Annotated in this window: 12 protein-coding genes; 5 read left to right on the top strand and 7 right to left on the bottom strand. The window is 52.9% G+C overall.

The window, feature by feature from the left end; genetic code table 11:
- Window positions 1-35: 35 nt before the first annotated feature.
- The 3 genes from queC to Pan241w_RS16900 form a co-directional block, all read right to left on the bottom strand.
- The gene (queC, locus tag Pan241w_RS16910; RefSeq protein ID WP_145218125.1) at window positions 36-746 is read right to left on the bottom strand and encodes a 7-cyano-7-deazaguanine synthase QueC; all 711 of its coding nucleotides are present in this window, start codon (window positions 744-746) and stop codon (window positions 36-38) included.
- 130 nt (window positions 747-876) lie between these two features.
- A complete protein-coding gene (locus Pan241w_RS16905; protein WP_145218123.1) occupies window positions 877-2265 on the bottom strand; it encodes a DUF1501 domain-containing protein in 1389 nt (462 codons plus the stop codon).
- A gap of 113 nt (window positions 2266-2378) precedes the next feature.
- Window positions 2379-3026 (bottom strand): hypothetical protein, encoded by a 648-nt coding sequence (locus Pan241w_RS16900; RefSeq protein WP_145218121.1) that lies wholly within the window; start codon window positions 3024-3026, stop codon window positions 2379-2381.
- 283 nt (window positions 3027-3309) lie between these two features.
- Here Pan241w_RS16900 and argH point away from each other — a divergent pair, with 283 nt between their 5' ends.
- The 5 genes from argH to bioA all read left to right on the top strand — a co-directional run bounded on the left by argH (window position 3310) and on the right by bioA (window position 9518).
- On the top strand, window positions 3310-4689 hold the full coding sequence (argH, locus tag Pan241w_RS16895) for an argininosuccinate lyase (protein ID WP_145218119.1): 1380 nt from the start codon (window positions 3310-3312) through the stop codon (window positions 4687-4689).
- 63 nt (window positions 4690-4752) lie between these two features.
- Entirely contained in the window at window positions 4753-5556 is an 804-nt protein-coding gene (gene truA, locus Pan241w_RS16890) for a tRNA pseudouridine(38-40) synthase TruA (RefSeq protein ID WP_145218117.1), read from the top strand.
- A gap of 101 nt (window positions 5557-5657) precedes the next feature.
- Window positions 5658-6836 (top strand): hypothetical protein, encoded by a 1179-nt coding sequence (locus tag Pan241w_RS16885; RefSeq protein WP_145218115.1) that lies wholly within the window; start codon window positions 5658-5660, stop codon window positions 6834-6836.
- 223 nt (window positions 6837-7059) lie between these two features.
- The gene (locus Pan241w_RS16880) at window positions 7060-8052 is read left to right on the top strand and encodes a malate dehydrogenase (RefSeq protein ID WP_145218113.1); all 993 of its coding nucleotides are present in this window, start codon (window positions 7060-7062) and stop codon (window positions 8050-8052) included.
- A 98-nt stretch (window positions 8053-8150) separates the two neighbouring features.
- Window positions 8151-9518 (top strand): adenosylmethionine--8-amino-7-oxononanoate transaminase, encoded by a 1368-nt coding sequence (bioA, locus tag Pan241w_RS16875; protein ID WP_145223423.1) that lies wholly within the window; start codon window positions 8151-8153, stop codon window positions 9516-9518.
- A 6-nt stretch (window positions 9519-9524) separates the two neighbouring features.
- Here the strand turns inward: bioA and Pan241w_RS16870 are convergent, their stop codons facing one another.
- From Pan241w_RS16870 to aceE, 4 genes are all read right to left on the bottom strand, one after another.
- Window positions 9525-10604 carry a hypothetical protein gene (locus Pan241w_RS16870; protein WP_145218112.1) on the bottom strand — a complete coding sequence of 360 codons (1080 nt, stop codon included), beginning with the start codon at window positions 10602-10604 and terminating at the stop codon, window positions 9525-9527.
- Window positions 10605-10699: 95 nt separating this feature from the next.
- On the bottom strand, window positions 10700-12127 hold the full coding sequence (lpdA, locus tag Pan241w_RS16865) for a dihydrolipoyl dehydrogenase (protein WP_145218110.1): 1428 nt from the start codon (window positions 12125-12127) through the stop codon (window positions 10700-10702).
- Between the two features lie 58 nt (window positions 12128-12185).
- Window positions 12186-13511 carry a 2-oxo acid dehydrogenase subunit E2 gene (locus Pan241w_RS16860; RefSeq protein WP_145218108.1) on the bottom strand — a complete coding sequence of 442 codons (1326 nt, stop codon included), beginning with the start codon at window positions 13509-13511 and terminating at the stop codon, window positions 12186-12188.
- Between the two features lie 56 nt (window positions 13512-13567).
- Window positions 13568-16261 carry a pyruvate dehydrogenase (acetyl-transferring), homodimeric type gene (gene aceE / locus Pan241w_RS16855; RefSeq protein ID WP_145218106.1) on the bottom strand — a complete coding sequence of 898 codons (2694 nt, stop codon included), beginning with the start codon at window positions 16259-16261 and terminating at the stop codon, window positions 13568-13570.
- Window positions 16262-16840: the final 579 nt, after the last annotated feature.

The raw sequence follows: 16840 nt of genomic DNA, 5'->3' as shown, positions 1-16840 counted from the left end.
GAGAATTACACTCAAAATCATTAAATAAACACGACCTAACTGGATTTCAAAGCCGGATCGTCGAAGCCTGCTTCAGCGAAGCCTTTGGCGCGGAGCTGGCACGAATCGCAGTGGCCGCAGGGGGTGCCATCGGGAAGGGGATCGTAGCAGCTGTGCGTCAGGCCATAGTCGACGCCGAGTGCCATACCCTGTTTGATGATCTCGGCTTTGGTCAGTGAAATCAGCGGGGTATGAATCTGCCAGTTCCCGGAATGTTCCACGCCGGTTTTTGTCGCCAGCGAAGCGACTTTCTGAAACGCTTCAATGAATTCCGGGCGGCAGTCCGGGTAGCCGCTGTAATCGACGGCGTTGACGCCGATGAAGAGATCGAAGGCATTCAGCGTTTCCGCCCACGCAAGAGCGAGCGAAAGAAACACGGTGTTGCGTGCGGGAACGTAGGTGATGGGGATACCGGTCTCCAGATCGTGTTCGCTCCGGTCTTTGGGGACTTCGATGTCTGCCGTGAGGGCTGAGCCGCCGAAGACGCGCAGGTCGAGCGGAAAGATGACAAACTGTTTGACGTTGAACGACTCGCAGACTTTTTTGGCTGCTTCCAATTCGTGGCGGTGCCTTTGACCGTAGTCAAACGAGAGGGCGTACAATTCAAAACCGGCGTCCGCCGCGATTGCTAAAGTCGTCGCCGAATCCAGACCGCCACTCACCAGGACGACGGCTTTCGGGGGCTCATTTGTTAATAATTTAAACAATTTTATCACTCCGCAATAGATCTCGCGCTAAACAAGAAACCTATCAGGAGCGATCAGCGGATGCAATCCCTTCGAAAAGGGGGATTTGAGATTTCTGAAACTCAGTCCGTTTTGGCTTGTCGATGAACGTTTAGAACAGACCTTCAATGATCCGACCCGATGCGATGGGCGTTGGGCGTGGCAGGCGGGGGAAGTAGGTTTGATGGGCGTCAATGCCCATGGCATGGTAGATCGAAGCAGCGATATCTTCCGGCCGACAGGGGCGTGTGCTGGGCAGGCTTCCTTTACGGTCGGTGGCACCAATGACAGTGCCGCGTTGAACCGGGCCGCCGGCCATTAGTACGCTGCCCGCATTCGGATAATGGTCGCGGCCAGCGGTGGCATTGACTTTTGGAGTCCGACCAAATTCGCCCATCGCGACGACCAATGTCGTGTCTAACAGACCTCGTTCCTCCAGGTCATCCAGCAGGGCAGAAAGTGACATATCCAATTGAGGAACATTGCCAGGGCCTGAATAGCTGTGCCAGCGTTTGTTGCCGGGCATGCCCGCGGGGCGACTGGCAAACGACATCATCGAATCGAAGAGCCAGCCGTGATTGTCCCAGGTGCCGTTGGTTTTGGCATTTCCGAATAAGCCACCTTGAACTGCCTGATTGATGGTGACGAACCGCGCGCCGGCTTCAATCAATCTACGGGCAAGCAAAACCCGGCGGCCATAAATGTTGTCGCCATATCGTTCGCGCGTCTGGATAGACTCCTCTTCCAGGTTGACCGCTTTCTGCATCGCGCCACTGGTGAGCATCGCTATCGCTTCTTCGGTGAATTTATCGACCGATTCCAGCTGTGCGTTTTTGACTGTCTGCAAGCGGCTGAGATTCTCCAACTGTGATAACATCGAGAGTCGATCTTCAAACCGGACACGCGACAGGTTCAGTCCGCCCAGTTCCATCTCCGGTTTCTGTGGATCGCCTTTGAGGTCGAAGGCTGAATAGGCGGTGCCCAGATAGCCGGGGGGATCGGTATAGCGGGCGGCGACAGGCAGACCAAGGTGCGGCGGTACGCCCGGGACACGACTGCCATACAGGGAAGAGACGAGACAGCCGAAGTTAGGGAAGTACTGTTTGCCCACGGGATAAAAACCGCTGGCCACATGTTGTGAGCCGGTGCTGTGTGAGCCGCTTTTGCCCTGCCAGGAGCGAATCAACGCGACTTTATCCATGCGGCGGGCGAGCAGAGGAAGTTTTTCACAGATGAAGGTGCCGGGAACACTGGTACTGGTCGGTTTCCAGGGGCCACGAATTTCTGAGGGGGCATCCGGTTTGGGGTCGAACGTTTCAAAATGGCTTGCGCCGCCGGCTAAGAAGATGAAGATACAGGAAACATCTGGTTTGCCTGAAGTGGCTGCGGCTTTGAGAAATTCCGGCAAGCTCAGACCAAACAGTCCGACGCCGATTTGCATTGCCTGCCGTCGATTTAATAAGTGAGGCGCGCACATCCCGCTTTGAAATAGTTCAGCCATCTGCTCGACCCATCAAAAACTGTGGAAGATGATTGGAGTGCTTCAGGCTCTCATTCTATCAATTCAGGCGTAAGGGGACCAGACAAAACCGGATTTCGTCGTGATTTACGGAATCAGGGAAGCGAGGGAAACATCGAAGTCAGTGCGAGTGCGGCATAGTAAGTGGGTGATCCTGCGTATTGATAACCGAAGGGAATAATCCGCGGGTTATACATACGGTCATAATTGCCGAAGCCTCGGAACTGAAGCGAACCAAAACGAAACGACGGGCGGTAACCACTATAGTAGAAAGAGTGTCCTGGATAGGGAGAACCAAACCAGTTGGATCGGATGAAATCACTATACATATACTGGGCGGGACTTAATTGCAGATTGGCAAAATAGGAGCGACGCGACCAGGGCCAGGAATGGCAATACGCACTGCGGTTCATTGCTCTCCGCCTTGGACGATTACAGTTTGCACATTCCGGTTTCGCTGCGACTTCGGGAATGGCACGGGGGACAATCACGATTGTATCGTCTGATTTTTTGGTGGATGAGGTGAGTACCTGATTTGATGCGAGAGAAAACTGGATTTCGCGAGTGGCGTAAGAATTCAGGCCGGGCGCTGGTGAAATCCCAATGGTCCAGGTCGGCGCTGTGTCCTGTTTTGCAGAGTACAGCTCTGGTTTCGACGCTTCGATGGCGGCAGTAGAAGTCTGGTGCGCACTGTTGATCAGAATGACGGAGACGGTCAGGGTGAATGTCAGGATGTTTTTCATGGTCTGTACTTTTTGAACTCGGAACGCGAGACGCATGGTGGCGTCTCACTTTTCAACTCGAAAAACGCTGAAATCCATCGTAGGGGGACAAATAGACCATTTACCAACAAAAATCCCGATTCTGCGGCGAAAATGCATAAATTATGGTGTCATTCTGACTCCGGGCTAGTGGTCGGCTTGATGGATGGCGGCCCGCAGATTAATCTGCCTATGCGTCGTTTGAACAATACTGCAAGCGACGCTGGGACTTACAATCACTTTTGAATTGCAGTGGAGAAACACCGTGGCCGCAAAAGCCTGGGGAGGACGATTTCAACAGCAGACCGATGCACGTGTTGAAGCGTTTACAGAATCGATCAGTTTTGACAGCCGACTGGCGGCGGTGGACATTCAAGGCTCACAGGCGCATGCCCGCATGCTGGCCAAGGTGGGGTTGATTACTGATGACGAATGTCAGCAGATTGTTGAAACACTGACACAGATCGGCGGAGAAATTAAACGGGGCGAGTTCGAGTTTCGCTTTGATCTCGAAGACATCCACATGCACATTGAAAGTGCGTTGACCGAACGCGTGGGCGATGTGGGGCGTAAACTGCATACCGCGCGAAGTCGTAACGATCAGGTTTCGACCGATTTGAAACTTTACACCCGCGAAGCGATTCAGCGGATTGACGGTTTGCTCAAAGATCTGCAGGTGGCATTTGTCGAACGTTGTGAAAAGGACCAGGCTCTCGTTCTGCCTGGCTTCACGCATCTGCAGCGGGCGCAGCCAGTGAAGGCCGCCCATTACTGGCTCGCGTATTGCGAGAAGTTTGACCGGGATCGTCAGCGTCTGGCGGATTGTTTGAAGCGGGTGAATGTTTCTCCATTGGGTGGTGCGGCACTGGCGGGAACGTCACTGCCGATCGACCGACACTATTCTGCAGAGTTGCTTGAGTTCACCGATGTCGCGCGAAACAGTCTGGATATTTCGAGTGACCGGGATTACCTGGCGGAGTTCTGTTTCTGTATGGCGCTGGTAGCGACGCATTTGAGCAACTGGGCCGAGGAATGGATCGCCTGGTTTTCAACCGAGTTCGGTTTCATCAAACTGCCCGATGCGTTTACCACCGGCTCGTCGATCATGCCGCAAAAACGGAATCCGGATGTGCTGGAGTTGATTCGTGGCAAGTCGGCCCGACCGATTGCCGATGTGCAGCAGATTCTGGTGCTGCTCAAAGGACTGCCGATGGCGTATAACCGCGATATGCAGGAGGACAAGCTGGCCCTGTTTGATGCCTACGATACGGTGGCCGCCTGCCTGGAACTGGCGGCAGCGATGGTCGAAGGGGCCGAGCTGCAGCAGGATACGATTGCCGCGAAACTGGAAGACGGCTTCCTTGATGCGACCGCGTTGATGGAGTACCTGATCAAGAAAGGGACTCCCATGCGGACAGGTCACGGTATCGTCGGCAAGCTGGTGGCGCTCTGCGAATCACGTTCGTGCCGACTGGTTGATCTTTCGTTGGAAGAGTTACAGGAAGCCTGCCCGCAAATTGAAGACGATATTTATCAGGTACTGGGGGCACGAAACGCGATGGCGGCGTTGTGCAGTTTCGGTTCGGGGGGCGAGGCACCGGTGCAGGAACAGTGGGGTTACTGGAAAGAAAAGCTCGGTCTCTAAGGCGAGTTCAAGCTGTCCTGTTCTGCCATTTCGGATCTGCTGAAAGCTGACGATAGAACGTTCATGAGAAACATCAAACTAACGCTGGCCTATGATGGATCGGAGTATGCCGGTTGGCAGGTGCAGCCGAACGGTCACTCAGTGCAGGCGTGCGTGGAATCGGCCATCGAACAGTTGACGCAACAGAAAAGCGGCGTGCTGGTGGCGGGACGCACGGATGCCGGCGTACATGCGCTGGGGCAGGTGGCGAATTTTCAAACGACGTCTGCGATTCCCTGTAAGAACATTCAATCGGGATTGCAGCGATTTTTGCCGGACAGCATTTGCGTGAGAGAGGTGGAAGAGGTCGATGCGACATTTCACGCGACGTATTCGGCGGTCCGCAAACGATATCGTTATGTAATTCATAATACGGGCGTTGGTTATCCTTTTCTGAAACGGTATGTTTGTGAATTCGGCCGACCATTAGATGCAGAGCAGATGCACGCGGCTGCTCAGTTTTTGCTGGGCAAGCACGATTTCCGTTGTTTCGAATCTCACTTTCCGAATAAAGCGACCAGTGTACGGACTATTCAGGAGTTGACGGTGCAACGCACGTCGGTCTGGCCCGTCTGGGGGGCAGAAATGCTAAAGCAAACGAACGAAAGCGAATCTTTGCCTGCGGAATTTATCACCGTTGATATTGTGGCGGATGGTTTTTTATACAATATGGTACGTGCGATTGCCGGGACGTTGCTTGAAGTCGGCGTAGGCCGCTGGATGCCAGAAAATGTACAGAAGATTCTTGTTTCCATGGACCGTTCACAGGCGGGAGCGACGGCGCCTGCTTGCGGGCTGTATCTGGTTCGAGTTGACTATGAGAGCTGATTTTCTCACATTAGATTAATCTGTTTGATGCCGTTTTACGTTACCAGAATATCAGGTTGCCGTCAGAGTTATTGATCGACACTCCATCCGGAAAGGGAACGATGAGTCAACAGCCCCCTCCTTTGCCTCCTCATGATGCAGATGAGCCTATTTTCCTCGAAGAAACTTCGTTTGAGGAAGGGGGAGAACGGATTGATGATGACAAAGGACGAATTTTTCCCTGTGAAGGCTGTGGCGCGGATCTGGTTTTTCACATTCAGACGCAAAGTTTGAAATGCTCTCATTGTGGTTTTGAGAAAGCAATCGGTTTTTCGGAAGACGAATCGGTCGATGAGCAGGATTTTTACGGCATGCTGGCGCACCTGCAGGAACTACGGGAGCAGCAGTCTGATGAGGAAGGACAAAATCAGCAGGAGGTTCAGTGTGAAAGCTGTGGTGCCACGCTGATGTTTGTGGATTCGGTGACGAGTTCTGAGTGCCCTTATTGTGCTTCGCCGATTCAATTGGAAAAGGCGCATACGTCTGACAAACGCGTTCCCGTGGATGCGGTGTTGCCGTTTCAGATTGAGCAGGAAGTGGCGCGGCAGAATCTGCGCAGTTGGGTAAAATCGTTGTGGTTTGCTCCTAATGAGTTTGTGGAAAAAGGGGCCGAGGGAACCTTTCATGGCGTCTATCTGCCTTATTTTACATTTGACAGTATGACCAGCACTCACTATCGCGGTCAGCGTGGTGAATATTATTATGTAACCCGCGGCACGGGAAAAAATCGTCGACGGGAGCGACGGACGCGCTGGTATCCCGCTTCAGGACAATTTCAGCGTTTTTTTGATGACGTCGTGATCCTGGCTTCGCGTGGGCTAAAGCGACAATTGATCCGGGAACTGGAACCCTTTCCGATGCATCTGCTTGTGCCGTTTCGTCATTCCTTATTGGCAGGGTTTACTGCCCGGACCTATGATGTGGAACTGGAAGACGGTTTCATCTTAGGGAAAGAACGGATTGACGCGGCCCTGTACTCTGATGTCTGCAGACGGATTGGCGGCGACACTCAGCGCGTTGATTCGATTCAGAGCCAGTACGATGCGATCACGTATAAGCATTTACTGCTGCCTTTGTGGCTGATGACTTACAAATATAAGGATAAGCTGTACCAGGTGGCGGTCAACGCGGCGACGGGAGAAGTCCACGGGGAGCGTCCTTACAGTTGGGTGAAAATCCTGTTTGCCTCGCTGGCGGCGGCTGTTGTGGTGATCGGGGGCATTGCTCTCTCACAAAGCTGATTCAGGTCTGTCTGGCTTCTAATCGACGCAAAAATGCAGCAGGGCTGGCTATCTTAACACCTTTTTTCTCCTCAATCTGGATGAGTCTGTAGAAATTGGAAACTGATGCCTCTGAACGGTTGCTGATCCGCGAGCCGGGAGGTAAAAAAACAGTCATAACTTCAATATTCAACCTTGAGATAGGTTCACTGAGCAAAATTCATTGTTAAGGAGTGATTAAGAGATGAATCATCCGATTCGAGTTGCAGTTACCGGGGCAGCAGGCCAGATTGGTTATGCCATGTTGTTCCGTCTGGCATCCGGGGAAATTTTTGGTCCTGATCAGCCTGTCATTCTCCATCTCGTCGAAGTTCCTCCCGTGCTGTCAGCACTGGACGGAGTGGAAATGGAACTGGAAGACTGTGCCTTCCCAACTCTGGCAGGGGTTGTGAAAGCGGACAGCGATCATCTGGAAGATGCCTTTGCGGATTGTAACTTCGTGATTTGTGTCGGAAGTATTCCTCGTAAAGCAGGTATGGAACGGGGCGACTTGATTCGCATCAACGGTCCGATTTTCACCAGCACCGGTAAAGCCATTGAAGCAGCGGCCGCTGATGATGTGCGAGTTCTGGTCGTCGGGAATCCCTGTAATACCAACTGCCTGATTGCCATGGCCAATGCTCCCAAAGTACCCCGCGATCGCTGGTACGCGATGACACGTCTGGACGAAAACCGGGCTGTATCACAGATTGCGAAAAAAGCCGGTCAGCCTGTTTCCGCTGTGAAAAACATGAACATCTGGGGTAACCACTCGGCGACTCAGTTCCCTGATTTCTATAACGCGACGATTCATGGAACTCCCGTTCCGGAAATCATTGAAGACCACGACTGGTTGCGCGGGGAATTCATCGAAACCGTTCAGAAACGTGGTGCGGCTGTGATTGCGGCACGCGGTGCTTCCAGTGCTGCCTCTGCTGCGAATGCAGCACTGGGAACGATCAAAAGCATCATCACTCCAACTCCGCTAGGCGAAAGCTTCAGTGCTGCTGTCTGCAGTGATGGAAGCTATGGCGTGGATGAAGGACTGATCTGCGGATTTCCTCTGACCAGCGATGGCACCACCTGGAAACTCGTGGAAGGCATTGAGCACGATGATTTTGCTCAGGCAAAATTCAATGCCACATTGCAGGAATTGCGTGACGAACGCGATGTCGTTCGCGATCTGCTGCCCGGTTAATTCCGCATCAGATACAAGATTCAGTGAAAGAGTCACGCTCCCTCGACGTGGCTCTTTCTGTTTATACAATACTCTTATTAAATAGTTCCGAGTCGCTCATGCAGTCTGAAGAATTACGATCTCTCGATAACGAACATGTCTGGCATCCCTTTACTCAGATGCGAGCCCACCGGGAGGAAGGTGTGCCGATCATTGAGTCGGGCGAGGGATTTTTTCTGACCGACGTGGACGGCAAGACGTATCTGGATGGAGTCTCTTCGCTGTGGTGCAATGTGCACGGTCATCGTGTGCCGGCGATCGATCAGGCGATTCGAGATCAGTTAGACAAAGTCGCACATTCGACTTTGTTGGGACTGGCGAGTGTACCGTCGATCGAGTTGGCGGAAGATCTCGTCAAACGGGCGCCTGAGGGACTGACAAAGGTCTTCTATTCCGACAGTGGCTCAACGGCGGTTGAGATCGCGCTGAAGATGGCATTTCAATATCATGCGCAGAAAGCGACACCCGATACGCAGCCGCGTACTCTGTTTGCCTGTATGCAGCATGCCTATCATGGAGATACGATTGGATCGGTGAGTGTGGGGGGGATTTCGATCTTTCACCAGATCTTCGGCCAACTGCTGTTTGAATCGGTGCAGATTCCCTGTCCGAGCGCGTATCACCGTCCGACCGAGTATACGAAAGCCGGTTACCTCGAGTTCTGTGAACAGGAACTCGAACGACTGATTGTTGAGAATCACGAGCGTCTGGCAGCGTTTGTAATTGAACCGCTGGTGCAGGGGGCAGCCGGGATGCTGATGCATCCTCCGGGCTATCTGAAGCGCGTGCGTGAATTGACGGCTCGTTACGGGATCCCGTTGATTGCCGATGAAGTGGCAGTCGGGTTGGGGCGGACGGGAACGATGTTTGCCTGTGAGCAGGAAGACGTGACGCCTGATTTTCTCTGCCTGGCGAAAGGTATTACCGGCGGCTATCTGCCTCTGGCGGCGACGATGACCACCGACGAAATCTTCTCGGCGTTTGATGCGGAACCCGATGAATACAAAGCATTTTACCACGGTCATACTTATACCGGGAATTCGCTGGCGTGTGCTGCCGCGCTGGCGACGCTCGAACTGTTTGATTCAGAGCAGACATTAGACAATGTCAAGCAGATCGCAGAGGTATTAACTCAGCGATTAGCCGAGCTCAAAGATCATCCGCATGTGGGTGAAGTGCGTCACAAGGGATCGATGGTCGGCATCGAACTGGTCGCTGATCGGGAGACCAAAGCGGCTTTTCCGGCGAGTAAACGAATGGGGCATCAGGTTACGCTGGTGGCGCGCAAGCAGGGCGTGATTGTTCGTCCGCTGGGGGATGTGGTGGTGTTAATGCCGGCTCCCGGGATGCCTGCTGAATTGATTCACCAACTGTGTGATGTGGTGTTTGCCGCCATTGATGAAGCCGTGCGGCTGCAGGTTGCTTAACCGCAATCAGGGTTTCTGCTGATCGGTTTTATCAGAAGCGGGCTGATCCTGTTGTCCCAGTTGTTTGAGGACATCTTTGATATCAACCGTTTCGATATCTTTCAGGCTGTCCATGGACACGTCGGGCCGTTCCATCAAGCGGGCCGTTTTGCTGCGGGAAAACTGCTGATCGTTAACGGTAAATCGCCAGATCATAAAGGCCAGCGCGATACCAATCGCGAGGAACAGGCTGACGACATATTTGACAGCGCCCGATGACGACGCGGTTTCGGCTGCTGCGGGGGGAAACCAGCGAATTTGTCCGGCGATCAATAGCGGGGCTGTCTGGAGTTTTCCGGCGGCGGAAGGATAGCCGTACTTTTTGAAGTAATAACCGGTAATCTGAACGGCTGGCATATTTTCCAGATTCGTGCCTTGCGGGATGTCTTTGGGTAGTTTGGTACAAAGCACGCGCCAGGGATGCGTTCCGGAGTCTCTTGAGAAAAACCAACCTTCATACAGATGCTCAATGCCGTACGAATTCTCATTCACTTTGAGTGGGGTCAGTCGTTTGAGACGTCCTTTGACTGTAATGAGTTGTCCGCGATATTTCGGCGATTCGGTCATGATGACCACAAAGGGCGGCGCTGGGTCAGCCGACTGTTCCAGAATATTCTGGGGGATGGCGGCTGCTTTCGCCAGCAGATAATAGAGTGCGTTCGCTTCATGGTCGCGGATGCCCAGTGTGCTGTCAGTGACCGGGTTCAACAGCCGGGGATCGACCCGTACATCGTATTCCCCAGTTTCCAGTTGTGCCTTCACGGTCTCAGGAGGCTTGATGTCCGGGGTGGGTTCGGACCGGAACTCATCCGGTTCCAGGGCCGAGTCCTGTTTGACGCTGAAGTCAATTTCTTTCTGGGAAACGTCGGTCTGCTGTGCAGCAGGTTTATCCTTGGGACGGCCCGTGAGCCAGTACCAGTTGCTGGGCTTGGATGCATAATGCATGGCAATGAAAATGACGCCGATCGCTGCAACTAGACGGAACAGTCGAATCTGGTCGCGACGGCTGAAATAAGAAGGCGTTGTCGATTGTTTATGAAATCGCATTCACCAACGCCCCTTTGTTCTTGAACCTGCAATCAAACTGTGATGGAATTCAGACGACTGCGATCGTTCGAACGCGGTGCCTGTAATCTATCGTATTATTTTCGCTTTGGCTTGTACATATGAGTGGCTTGCCCGTGGAAGCTTTCGGCTGCTTCCATGATGGTTTCCGAAAGGGTGGGGTGAGCATGAATACTTTCCGCCACATCTCCGGCAACTGCCGCCATTTCGACAGCGATGACTCCCTCGGCGATGAGTTCGCCTGCACCAGGACCAACGATGCCGACTCCCAGGACACGTCCTGTTTTCTTGTCGAAGATCATTTTGGTGAGCCCTTCCGTCCGCGCCAAGGTTTGTGCCCGACCGGAAGCCGCCCAGGGGAAACGCGTGATTTCGACTTCGAGTCCCTGATCTTTGGCTTCTTTTTCTGTCACGCCGCACCAGGCTAATTCCGGGTCGGTAAAGACGACGGCGGGAATTGCGATATTATCAAACTCAGCAGGCTCACCGGCGATGGTATCGACGGCGACTTTGGCTTCCCGGGTCGCTTTGTGGGCCAGCATCGGTTCCCCGGCAATATCGCCGATGGCGTAAATGTGCGGCTCGGCGGTGCGCTGGTTGGAGTCGTTTTTGATGAAGCCGCGTTCGTCGAGTTCCAGTTTCGTGTTTTCCAGGCCGAGCCCTTTGTTGTTGGGGCGGCGTCCAATGGAAATCAGCACGCGATCGAATGTCTGTTTGGGTTCCACTCCTTCACCGCTCAGGTCGGCGATGATGCCACTGGGGTCGGGGGTCAGCTTCTCCACTTTTGTATTCAGGTGGATGGCAGCAAAACTCTCAGTCAGCCGTTTTTGTAAGGGGCGTACCAGATCGCGGTCGGCACCGGGCAGCAGGCCGTCGGTCATTTCGACAACGGTGACTTCGGAACCGAGTGCCGCGTAGACACTGCCCATTTCCAGGCCGATGTAGCCGCCACCGACGACGAGCAGTTTCTTCGGAATGTCTGCCAGTTCGAGCGCACCGGTCGAATCCATGATGCGCGGGTCGTCCAGATCGAATACCGGAGGAATGGCGGGTGAAGAACCGGTTGCGACGATGGCATATTTGAAACCGATGGTTTCGGTCGTACCATCCTGTTTGCTGACTTCGACGGTATGGGAGTCTTTGAAGCGACCGAAGCCTTTGACGATTTCGACGTTGCGGGCGCCCGCCAGTTGTCCGATGCCTCCGGTCAACTGGGTGACGACTTTGTTTTTGAACTCGCGTAACTGGTCGATATCGATTTTGGGTGGTTCAAAGGTCACACCCCAGGCGGCCGATTCTCTGGTTTCGTTGATCAGTTTGGCAACGTGCAGTAGAGCCTTTGAGGGGATACAGCCCCGATTCAGGCAGACACCGCCGGGAGCGACGTCATCGTTGACCATGATTACTTTGAAGCCTTTGTCGGCGGCATCAAAGGCGGCGGGGTATCCGCCGGGACCGCCACCGATGACAACAATATCCGTTTCTCTGGTTGCTGATCCAGACATAATATGCATTCACCTTCTGTTTGTGTTTTAAGCTTTAATACGATTCGAGTTTTAGTCTTTAGCAGTCAACCAGAAGATTGAATGGATCAGAGAGCAAACTGGAAAGGCGTACGATAAAGCGGGCTGCGTCAGCACCGTTAATCACCCGATGGTCGTAAGAGAGCGACAGTGGCAGCATCAGGCGCGGCACGGGATTATCGTTTATCAGCTGGAATTCATTCCGGGAACGGGACATACCCAGAATGGCGACTTCCGGATAGTTCACGATAGGCGTGAATGAGGTACCGCCCAGTCCACCGAGGTTGGTGATGGTAAAGGTGCCGCCTTGCATGTCGCTCATTTCCAGTTTACGGTCACGGGCTTTGATGGCCAGCGTGTTCATTTCCTGGGCAATGGTGATGATGTTTTTCTTGTCGACATCTTTAACGACGGGGACGACCAGACCATTTTCCGTATCCACGGCGACACCGATGTTGATGAATTTCTTGAATACGATTTCATCGGTTTGTGTGTCGAGGCTGGAGTTAAACACAGGGAACTCATGCAGGGCGATGGCAATGGCTTTCATTGCGAGTGCCGTCATGGTCACTTTGGGGCCAGAGTAGTTCGGTTTGGAAATGAACAGTTTGCGTGCGGTTTCCAGGTCCGTGATGTCGGCCAGATCGTGTTGTGTGACGTGAGGGACAACCTGCCAGGAGAGGCTGAGGTTGTTAGCAGAGACACGCGCGAGTTTTTTCATCTTCGTGCGTTCGACTTCGCCAAACTGGCTGAAGTCGGGCAGAGGGGGAACAGCAATTCCACCGCCACCGCCGCCAGCAGGGCCACCGCCGGCGATCAGGTTTTTGACATAGGTTTCCACATCTTCCTGCGTGACACGGCCTCCGGGGCCCGAGCCGCTGACTTGATGCAGGTCGACACCCAGTTTGCGGGCCAGACGCCGCGTGGCAGGTCCGGCGGGCACGGGAGTTTTATCGGATGAACCAGATGCCTGTGCGGGAGTCGCCGCTGGTTGTGGTGCAGCAGGAGCTGCTTGCGCTGCTGGTTCTGGTTTGGCTTCAGGCTCTGGCTTCGTTTCGGGAGCCGGAGCTTCTTGCTTGGCTGGTTCTTCCGTTTTCGCTTCAGGAGCAGATGCTGCGGGGGCACCATTTGATTGTTCAATTGAAAGCAAAACCGCACCAATGGGAACGGAGTCGCCTTCTGCCACATTCAGGGCGGCGATGGTTCCACTGTAGGGGGATTCGAGTTGGACAACGGCTTTGTCCGTTTCGATGTCCATCAGGACCTGCCCCTCTTCCACGGCATCACCTACCGCGACAGAGATTTGCCCGACATCCGCCGTTTCGACACCTTCACTTACTTCGGGAAGTTTAAATTCAGTAGCCATAGTTTTGTCGTTCTATCCGTTAATGATTGCTTTTAATATTTTATTACTGCTGCCGGTTATGCGAGCCGAGGATTGACTTTCTCCGGATCAATTCCGAGTTCTTTAATGATGGCGGGCAGTTTTGATTTATCGAACTGACCTTCTTCGGCCAGTGAGACCAGGGTTGCGACGACGATGTTTTCTGCGTCAATTTCGAAGTGACGTCGCAGTGATTCACGCGTCTCACTGCGGCCGAACCCATCGGTTCCGAGAACACAGTAGTTCCCGGGAATTCCTTCACGGATCTGATCGGCGACCAGTTTGATATTATCGCTGGACGCGATGAATGGTCCCTGGACACCTTCGAAGGTCGTTTCGACATACGATTTCTTCGGTTCGGCATCGGGATGCAGACGGTTTTCGCGTTCGACATCTTTGATGTTTCGAGCCAACTGGTTGTAACTGGTGACACTCCAGACGTCGGTGGCGATGCTGAATTTCTCTGCCAGCATCTCCTGAGCGCGGAGCACTTCTCGCAGGATGGGACCACTACCAAACAGTTGCGGACGCATAGAAACAGCCGGTGTTTCCACTTCTTGTGAGCGGAATTTGTAGATCCCGTTGATGATGCCGTCAACGATGTGATCGCCTTCCGGCATGGGAGCCATTTCGTAGTTTTCGTTGTAGACGGAAAGATAATAGAAGATCTCTTCGCCTTCCTGATACATGCGACGCATCCCTTCCTGAATGATCACTGCCAATTCATAGGCGTAAGCAGGATCGTATGCCAGGAGTGTGGGGACGGTAGATGCCATTAGATGGCTGTGTCCGTCCTGATGCTGGAGTCCTTCTCCGTTAAGTGTGGTTCGGCCCGAAGTTCCGCCGACCAGGAAGCCTTTGGTGCGTGAATCCGCGGCAGCCCAGACGAGATCACCGACGCGCTGGAAACCGAACATCGAGTAGTAGACGTAGAACGGAATCATGTTCACGCCCTGGTTCGAGTAAGCCGTTCCGGCTGCGATGAAAGAGGAAATGGCACCTGCTTCGTTGATGCCTTCTTCCAGAATCTGGCCGTCTTTGGCTTCGCGATAGTACATCAGCTGATCACGGTCGACTGGTTCATAGAGCTGACCCTGGCTGGCGTAAATTCCGCATTGTTTAAACAGGCCTTCCATCCCGAAGGTGCGGGCTTCGTCGGGGATGATGGGAACGATGCGTTTACCGATGACTTTGTCACGCAGCAGGTTACCCAACAGAATACCGAAGGCACCGGTGGTTGAACCATTTTTGCCGGCCATGCTGTTCATGAATTTCTCAAGCGATTCCAGCGTGGGGGTTTCGAGGCGTTCTTCGGTCGGTGTTCGTTTGGGGAGGTAGCCACCCAATTCTTCCCGTTTTTTCTGCAGGTACTGCATTTCGGGACTGTTTGCTTCCGGCTTGTAGAAGGGAGTATTTTTCACATCTTCGTCCCGGATGGGAATTCCGAAGCGAGAGCGGAAATCTCTCAGTTCTTCCTCGTTGGCTTTTTTCACGTTGTGGGCGACGTTGCGACCTTCTCCGGCTTCACCGAGACCGTAGCCTTTGATGGTTTTAGCCAGAATGACCGTTGGCGATCCGGTATGATTCACGGCGGCATTAAAGGCGGCGTAGACTTTTTCCGGATCATGACCGCCACGCCCCATGCGTTTAATCTGATCGTCGGAAAGATGTTCTGCCATTTTCGCCAGTTCCGGATTTTCGCCGAAGAAGTGCTCGCGAATGTAAGAGCCGGGTTCGACGACGTATTTCTGATACTGACCGTCGACGACTTCACCCATGCGTTTCACAAGGACGCCGTTGTCGTCTTCGGCGAGCAGGTGATCCCAGTCACTGCCCCAGATGACTTTCAGGCAGTTCCAGCCTGCACCACGGAAGGCAGCTTCGAGTTCCTGAATGATCTTGCCGTTTCCACGTACCGGTCCGTCCAGACGCTGCAGGTTACAGTTAATCACGAAAATCAGGTTGTCCAGATGCTCGCGTGAGGCGAGTGTGATGGCGCCCAATGTTTCCGGTTCGTCTGTTTCACCATCGCCGACAAAACACCAGACTTTGGATTTGGAAGTATCCATGATGCCGCGGTTATGCAGGTAACGCAGGAACCGCGCGTGATAGATCGACATAATGGGACCAAGTCCCATTGAGACCGTCGGAAACTGCCAGAAGTCAGGCATCAACCAGGGGTGCGGGTACGAAGAAAGTCCGCCGCCCCGTGGCAGTTCCTGTCGGAAGCGTTCCAGGTTTTCTTCTGTTAAGCGGCCTTCGACAAACGCACGAGCGTAAACGCCGGGAGAAGCATGTCCCTGAAAGTAAACGACATCACCTGAGTGATCTTCTGTGCGAGAATGGAAGAAGTGATTAAAGCCGACTTCCCAAAGCGTGGCCGCAGAAGCATAGGTTGAAATGTGTCCGCCGATTCCATCGTGATCTTTGTTGGCACGCACCACCATCGCCATCGCATTCCAGCGGATGATACTTTTAATTCGCCGCTCAATTTCCCGATTGCCGGGGAATGGAGTCTGCTCATCGAGGGGGATTGTATTGATGTAAGGCGTATTTGCAGTGAAAGGCATCGTCACTCCCTGACGGTATGCACGTTCCTGCAAAATGGCTAAGACATTTTTGACTCTTTCCTTACCATACCGGATGATGAGATCGTCCAGTGATTCAAACCATTCTTCAAGTTCTGCTGGATCGACTCCAGGCACAGCACCTGTAACTGTTTGTTCTGCCATGAGATAAGGTTCTTTCAACCTGCTTAAGTATGTTCATTGAGCGTAACTTCTCTTAGACAACTCTCCAGAGTCGGCCCGGAAGAAATCACACAGATGAGTGAGATAACTATTCTAGGAATACATTGTTGTTAAGGGAACTGATTCGGATCTTTTTGAGACGATCCCTTGTCTGATTCAGAATGCAGCATGCTGACACAGACTCAACATAGGGAATGCTAACTAATTTCTGTCTGATTTGCGAGTCATAGCATCAGGTCTAAACTCTTTAATAGACTTAGCAAACGTCAGAGAGAACTGATCAGAGTCCGGGGATGGGAAATTTGATATAAATGTGTACTTTTTCGGGTGGAATTGAGGTGAAAGGGAAGAACATCCCTATCTCACTAGATCGGCTCTTATCGCATGATTCCGTGAGTCGATTCTAATCTTCCCCAAAACTCTGTTTTGTCCCATGTTGACTTTTGCTTTGCTCCATTTCTGTTTTCATTTGTTCTTCAGGGTAAGGCATCAACCATTTAAAGCCTTTAAGGAGTGTCTATTATATAATTATGGCTGAATTTAAACAATAAAGCCTGTTAA

The sequence above is a fragment of the Gimesia alba genome, from assembly GCF_007744675.1.
Taxonomy (GTDB): Bacteria; Planctomycetota; Planctomycetia; order Planctomycetales; family Planctomycetaceae; genus Gimesia; species Gimesia alba.
This window is presented reverse-complemented; position numbering and strand designations above follow the sequence as displayed.